Raw genomic sequence first — 1548 nt, 5'->3', positions numbered from 1 at the left:
GTCCTATGGCGGAGAGATTTTGCCGTTTAGGGTTGAGCGTAGAAGGATGTTATGTCGACTTTGTACCCCTCCCCGGCTGAGACCGCAGCGGCCAAACCGAAGAAAACACTGGTGCGCAGGATTGCGCCTGACCGCTCGCAGCAGGTGCGGCGGGCAGTGCAGTTCGCTTTTCTGCTGCTGAATGCTGTTATTGGCGTGCAGTTTATTTTATGGGTTCGGTACTTTGAGAGCCTGGGCAGTTCGCATTATTTCGGCCGGCCAGCGGGCGTGGATGGGTGGTTGCCGATCGCGGGGTTGATGAACCTTCGGTACTTTCTCGCCACGCGGCAGATTCCGGCGATTCATCCGTCGGCGATGGTTCTTGTTTGCGTATTTCTGCTGGCGAGCTTGGTGGTGAAGAAGGCGTTCTGCTCGTGGCTTTGCCCGGTGGGGACGGTCTCGGAATATCTGTGGAAGCTGGGGCGCAAGCTGTTTCGGCGGAACGTGGCGGTGCCGAAGTGGCTGGATGTGGCACTGCGCAGCCTGAAATATATTCTGCTGGCTTTCTTTCTCTACATTGTTTTCACCATGCCGGTGCAGGATCTTGGCGATTTTCTGGCGTCGCCGTTCGGCATTGTGGCCGATGTGAAGATGCTGAACTTCTTCCGCTACCTGGGCACGGTGGGGATCATCGTGATTGCGGCTTTTGTTGTGTTGTCGGTATTCATTCAGAATTTCTGGTGCAGGTTTCTTTGCCCTTACGGCGCACTGATGGGGATCGTGTCGGCTCTGAGCCCGGTGAAGATTCGGCGCGACGCAGAGGCTTGCATTGATTGCGGCAAATGCAATAAGGCGTGCCCTTCACATCTGCCGGTGGACATGCTGGTGCAGGTGCGGTCTGTTGAGTGCACGGGATGCATGGAGTGCATTGCGGTGTGTCCGGCGGAGAACGCGCTGCAGATGGCGCTGCCGCCTCGGACGGCGGGAGAGACTAGAGCTGCACGTTGGCGGAGCCGCACACTGAAGCCGCAGATGGTTGCCGTGGTGCTGGCGGTGGTGTTCTTTGGTTTGATAGGCGCGGCACGGCTAACCGGACACTGGCAGACCAATATCTCTCGCGATATTTATATGCAGCTTGTGCCTAACGCCGAGAACTTCGATCACTAGGCTGGCTACGGACACATGATTATGGCCGCTGGCGGCAGATTTGTTTTTCCCAAGTGACTAAAGTCGCTGTAGCGCAGACGCAGTCCGCCTAAGGTGAGTTCAGGAGATCATTATGACTAACCTTACACAGACCGTTCGCGAGATCGCACTTGAGCAACCTCACTCTATTCGCGTCTTCGAGCGTTTCGGGATTGACTACTGCTGCGGCGGGCGCATGCCACTGGCCGAAGCGTGCGCCGGCAAGAAGATTGCGATTGACGAAGTTGTGGCGGCACTTGAATCTGCTGCAAACAGCACGGCGGCTTTGCCGGTCGACTGGTCGAAGGCTTCACTGGGAAAACTGATTGAGCATATTGTTTCTACTCATCATGCGTACGTGAAGAATGAACTGCCGCGGCTGGC

The 1548-nt window shown here is 56.6% G+C and carries 2 protein-coding genes; both read left to right on the top strand.

Translation table 11 applies throughout. The annotated features are described in order from the left end of the window. The first annotated feature begins 51 nt into the window (after window positions 1-51). Entirely contained in the window at window positions 52-1146 is a 1095-nt protein-coding gene (locus P4L78_RS01220) for a 4Fe-4S binding protein (protein ID WP_309326423.1), read from the top strand. 112 nt (window positions 1147-1258) lie between these two features. Next, window positions 1259-1548 (top strand): DUF542 domain-containing protein (locus tag P4L78_RS01215; protein WP_309326421.1); only part of this gene is annotated, 290 nt, incomplete at its 3' end.

The sequence above is a fragment of the Silvimonas sp. genome, assembly GCF_031291215.1.
GTDB classification, from domain to species: Bacteria; Pseudomonadota; Gammaproteobacteria; order Burkholderiales; family Chitinibacteraceae; genus Silvimonas; species Silvimonas soli.
This window is presented reverse-complemented; position numbering and strand designations above follow the sequence as displayed.

What these genes read in the sequence shown, in the direction of transcription:
- P4L78_RS01220 (WP_309326423.1), top strand. Translation starts at nt 52, where the DNA reads ATGTCGACTTTGTACCCCTCCCCGGCTGAGACCGCAGCGGCCAAACCG.